A 5346-nucleotide genomic window follows, 5' to 3' on the forward strand; every position below is an offset into this window, starting at 1 on the left:
GGCCAGAGCCGGGCCGCCCGGGGTGACCTCCGGTGCCCCCGCCCTTGGCGAGCGGCATCAAGGACCTGGGGTCAGGCCGAGGGCGCTCATCCGTTTGCCGTGGGCCTCGGTGAGGCGGGCGAACATCCGGGAGATCTCGGCGAGGTCCTCCCGGGCCGGCTCCACCAAAAGCGCCGCGAGGTCCGGCCGCGCGGCGGCGACCCGCTGGCCCTGGCTCAGCGCCTCCCCCACCATGCGCCTGGCCCACAGGGCCAGCCGTCCGGCCCGCTTCGGGTCCTGCCCCAGCGCCCCCCGCACCCGCTCCACCGCGAACTCCGAGCGCCCCTCATCGGCCAGCACCTCGTCCACCAGCCCGCTGGTCCGCGCGTCCACGTGCCGGGCCGCCTCGCGGTAGAAGTCCTGTGCGATCCCGGTGCCCACGTACGCCTTCACCAGCGCCTCCAGCCAGTCGCCCGGCCGGGTCTTGGCGTGCCAGTCGTCCAGCGCCCCCACGAAGGGGGCCATCGCCTCCTCGGGGTCGGCGCCCATCTCGGTGAGCCGGTCGCGCACCAGACGGAAGTGCCCGTACTCCGTCGCCGCCAGGTCGCTCAGCGCGGCACGGTCGGTGAGCGAGGGCGCGAGCCTGGCCGCGTCCTCGGCGAGCCGCCAGAAAGCGGTCAGCTCGGCGTAGGCGAGGACGCCCAGAAGGTCGGTGACTCCGGAAGAACCCGTCGCGGGAGGGGTTTCAGTCATGGATGCAGGGTACGAGTAAGTAAGGCTCACCCAGAGACCGAAACGTGGGGAACAACCAGAAATCTGTTCTCTGTTGTGCTATCGAGTACACTGCTCTGTGAAAGTGCGACCGCGCTGAGTAGATCCGAGGGCGACGCCCCCGGATGCCCCCATGTCAGTGGTGCGCCGGTCGCTGATGAATTGATGAGGGCTGGCCTTCCGCGAGGACCCCTGTACGGGGGAATCTTACGGCCTGTGGTCCCGGCATGGCCGCCTTCCACGGAGACTTAGGCAGGCACACGCTGACGACTTTCCGAGACCTCGGAGTCATTCCAGAGATCGCCGATGCCCTCGAGACCGAGGGCATCACGACGCCGTTTCCTGTTCAGGAGATGGCACTTCCCCTGGCCGCCAGCGGCCAGGACGTCATCGGCCAGGCTCGCACCGGCACCGGGAAGACCTACGCGTTCGGCATCCCCATGCTGCAACGCATCGGCAAGCCCCGGAAGAATCGCAAGAAGCCGCGCGGGCTGGTGGTCGTCCCTACCAGAGAACTGGCGCTCCAGGTCACCGAGGACCTGACCGCCGCCGCCGGCAAGCTCGGCTCACGGATCCTTTCCGTGTACGGCGGGCGGGCCTACGAACCGCAGGTCGAGGCGCTCCGCGCGGGCGTCGATGTGATCGTCGGCACCCCCGGGCGGCTGCTCGACCTGGTCAAGCAGAAGCACCTCGACATCGGCCAGGTCACCATGCTGGTGCTGGACGAGGCCGACCGGATGCTCGACCTGGGCTTCCTGCCCGACATCGAGCGGATCATCAAGCTGCTGCCCGACGACCGGCAGACGATGCTCTTCTCGGCCACCATGCCGGGCGAGATCGTCACCCTCTCCCGGCGCTACCTGAACCGGCCGACCCACGTCCGGGCGGAGAACAAGGACATCGAGCCGGAGTCCCCACCACAGGTCACCCAGCACGTATGGCGCGTGCACCGGATGGACAAGATCGAGATCGTCGGACGCCTCCTGCAGTGCGACGGGCGCGGGCTGACGATGGTCTTCTGCGAGACCAAGCGGGCCTGCGACATGGTCTCCGAGCAGTTGCACGAGCGCGGGTTCGCCGCCGCCGCGGTACACGGCGACCTCGGGCAGGGCCAGCGCGAGCAGGCGCTGCGCGCCTTCCGCAACGGCAAGGTCGACGTGCTGGTGGCGACCGACGTGGCCGCCCGGGGCATCGACATCGACGACGTCACGCATGTGGTCAACTACGACTGCCCGCAGGACGACAAGGCGTACGTCCACCGGATCGGCCGCACCGGCCGGGCCGGGCGCACCGGCGTGGCGGTCACCTTCGTGGAGTGGGAGGATCTCACCCGATGGAAGGTGATCAACAACACGCTGGGCCTGGACTTCGCCGAGCCCGAGGAGACCTACTCCACCTCGCCGCACATCTACTCGGTGCTGGGCATCCCTGAGGGCACCAAGGGCATCCTGCCCCGGGACAAGCGCTCGCGGGCCGGGCTGGACGCCGAGGAGATCGAGGACCTGGGCGAGACCGGCAGGCCGCGCGGACGTGGCGGCCGCCGCGACAACACCCGGCCGCGCGACCGGGAGCGGGATCGCGACCGAGACCGTGGCCGCGATCGTGACCGGGACCGTGGCCGCGACCAGGAGCGCGCCCAGGACCGGGACCAGGACCAGGATCGGGAGCGTGACCAGGTCCGGGACGGCGACGAGCGCCGCGAACGGCCCACCCGCACCCGCCAGCGCCGCCGCACCAGGGGCGGCCGGGCCATGGAGGAGGCCGCAGCCGAGCCGATCACGACCGTCGCCGCGGAAGCCACGAAGGCCGCGGAAGCCACAGACGCCGCAGAAGTCGCACAGGCCGCACGAGCCACGGTGGCCACCGAAGCGGCTGAGGTGGCGGAGATCGTGCCGACCGTGGAGCCCGAGTCCACCCGGACATCGGGCCGCGACGACGCCTACGACCACGACTACGACGAGGACTATGACGATCAAGACAGCGACGATCAGGACGACTTCGACGACGACTATGACGACGCCGACGCCGATGACCACGGCGACTATGGCGACTTCCCCGTCGATCGTTTCCACACCCAGGAGGTGAGTGGCATGGAGCACGCCAACGCCACACGGCGCGAGGCCGAGCGGATCATCCCGGCGAGCCCCTTCACGGTGATCTTCCGGTCACCCGATCTGGCCACGGACGACGACGACATCGCGCCCTCGGCCGCGACCGAGCGCATCTCGCAGCGCCGTCGCCGCCCGGCCGCCGGTGGCCGTCCTCGCGGGAACAACGCCCGCCGTAACTGACCACCCCAGGTGAGGCCCCCGCCCGGCCGCAACGGTCCGGGCGGGTGCTGAAGCGCAACGGGCTGTCCGCAACGGTTCCGGACAGCCCTCTCCGCTACTGACCCATTGGTTATGAAATGTCGCTGCCACCCCGCCAGCACCAGCGTAAGCACTACGGCGGTGTCGGGGAGGGCGGCGCTGGGTATTGTGGTCACACGTGAGTACGCCGCGATTTCTGACCCTGCCGGAAGGCGTCCGCTCCGAGCGGATCGAGACCGCCACGGGCGCTTTCGCCGTTCTGGAGGCGCTTCCGATCAGCGGTGTCCCCGAGCGCTGGCCGGCGATCCTGGTTCCCGGGCTCACCGGCAGCAAGGAAGACTTCCTGGCGATCATGCAGCCGCTCGCGCAGTCCGGCCGCCGGGTGATCGCGATCGACATGCGCGGCCAGTACGAGACCTCCGGGCCGGAAGACCCAGGGGCCTACCGCTGCCCGGCGCTCGGCGACGACATCGACTCACTCTGCCAGGAGATCTCCGGCGGCGAGCCGCTGCACCTGGTCGGCCACTCCTTCGGCGGCCTGGTCACCCGTGAGGCGGTGATCGACGGCCGCACGAAGTTCGCCTCCTACACGCTGATGAGCACCGGCCCGGCGGCGATCGTCGGGCGGCGCGAGCGGTTCGGCCGGGTGATGATGGACGAGCTGCCCGAGCGCGGCTTGGAGCGCATCTGGAACGAACGCCTGGAGCCCGAGTGCATCGCCGCGGGCGTGTCCGACGAGATCAGGGCGTTCCTGCACAAGCGGCTGCTGGCCAACTCGGTGACCGGCCTGGCCACCATGGCCCACGAGGTGCTGACCGCGCGCGACCGCACCGACGAGCTGGCCGAGGTCGAGGTGCCCACCCTGGTCCTGTACGGGGAGCACGACGACGGCTGGCCGCCCGAGTCGCAGGCCGACATGGCCGGGCGGCTCGACGCCGACTGCGTGGTCGTGCCCGGCGCGGCGCATTCGCCCGCCGTGGAGGCGCCCGAGACCACGGCCGCGGCGCTGATCAGGTTCTGGAACCTGGCCGAGACCGGATACCACGGCCCGTTCTGACCCGCTTGCCGGATCGCCGGGGGTTCGCGAGATTATTGCCCCTATATGGAAAGCGATGCGGAAATCGTGGTCCAGTCTCCGCACACGGTCACCTGGCGAGTGCACATCGACCGCGCCATGTGGGTCGGCGGCGTGCGCGGGCTCATGCTCCAGGCGCTGCACCCGCTCGCCATGCGCGGCGTCTGGCAGAACTCCGACTTCCAGGAAGACCCGTTCGGCCGCCTCCGCCGTACCGCGGACTTCGTGGGACGCGTCACCTACGGCAGCCCGCAGGACGCCGAGGAGATCGGCAGGCGGGTGCGCGGCATCCACCGCGCGCTGCGGATCAACGACCCGGACACCGGCAGGCTGCACCGGGTGGACGACCCCGAGCTGCTGCTGTGGGTCCACTGCGCCGAGGTGAGCTCCTACCTGGAGACGGCCAGGCGCGGCGGGCTGCGGCTGACCGACCGCCAGGCCGGCCGGTATCTGGCCGAACAGCGCCGCAGCGCCGCCTACGTGGGCCTGCACCCGGAGGACGTGCCCGGGTCGCTGGCCGAGATGAGGTCCTACTTCGCGGCGATTCGCCCCGCCCTGGCGCTCACCCCCGAAGCGGCCTCGGCCGTGCGTTTCCTGCTCTGGCCGCGCCTGCCCGAAGACCTGCGGCACCTCAGTGCCGGCAAGCCGGTGTACTTCCCGTTCGGCGCGCTGTGCTACTACACGCTGCCCGCCTGGGCCAGGCGGATGTACGGCGTGCTGCCCGAGGTCCCCGCGCCGGTCGTGACGGCGGCCCTCGCCGCCTTCCGGTTCGCCATGAACCAGGTCCCCGAGCGGGTCCACCACAAGGCGTTCATGCCGAGCACCCGGGCCATGCTGGCCGCCTCGCGGGAGCGGTTCGCGGCGGCCGGTTACGACACCGCCAAGGGCCTGCGCGGCCTCGGCGACCCCCGCCGCTGGCCCGCCCGGCCTTGATCAGCCGGTCGCGTCCAGGGCGTCGAACAGGCCTTCCAGGTCCAGCTCGGCATCCCGGGTCTCCCGACCAGCCTGGTGAGGTACTGCGTGCCGCCCCCACCTGGGCACCAGCGCCCAGCCCTTCCCACCGGTCAGCGAGCGAACGGCGCGGTACCGGCGTCGGGCGAAGCCCGACACAAGGAAAGCGGCTGAGCGAAGCGAAGGCCATGGGGGACACGCCCCGCGGCCGCTGGGGATGGCGTCGGGTCAGTCGTCGGCGAGGCCGTCCCAGGGGTGGCG

4 protein-coding genes are annotated in these 5346 nt (G+C 70.9%); 3 read left to right on the top strand and 1 reads right to left on the bottom strand.

From position 1 onward, the window contains the following. Nucleotides 1-57: 57 nt before the first annotated feature. A complete protein-coding gene (locus C1I98_RS34445; RefSeq protein ID WP_111171508.1) occupies nucleotides 58-732 on the bottom strand; it encodes a ferritin-like fold-containing protein in 675 nt (224 codons plus the stop codon). Nucleotides 733-1103: 371 nt separating this feature from the next. On the opposite strand from C1I98_RS34445, the gene C1I98_RS34450 reads away from it, so the two are divergent. From C1I98_RS34450 to C1I98_RS34460, 3 genes are all read left to right on the top strand, one after another. After that, nucleotides 1104-3041: a DEAD/DEAH box helicase gene (locus C1I98_RS34450; protein WP_438672131.1), complete on the top strand. Its 1938-nt coding sequence runs from the start codon at nucleotides 1104-1106 to the stop codon at nucleotides 3039-3041. Nucleotides 3042-3237: 196 nt separating this feature from the next. Continuing rightward, on the top strand, nucleotides 3238-4116 hold the full coding sequence (locus tag C1I98_RS34455) for an alpha/beta fold hydrolase (protein WP_111171510.1): 879 nt from the start codon (nucleotides 3238-3240) through the stop codon (nucleotides 4114-4116). 45 nt (nucleotides 4117-4161) lie between these two features. Further along, nucleotides 4162-5067, top strand: coding sequence for an oxygenase MpaB family protein (locus C1I98_RS34460; RefSeq protein WP_111171511.1), 906 nt, complete (start codon nucleotides 4162-4164; stop codon nucleotides 5065-5067). Nucleotides 5068-5346 lie beyond the last annotated feature (279 nt).

Source organism: Spongiactinospora gelatinilytica (assembly GCF_003236385.1).
Classification (GTDB): Bacteria; Actinomycetota; Actinomycetes; order Streptosporangiales; family Streptosporangiaceae; genus Spongiactinospora; species Spongiactinospora gelatinilytica.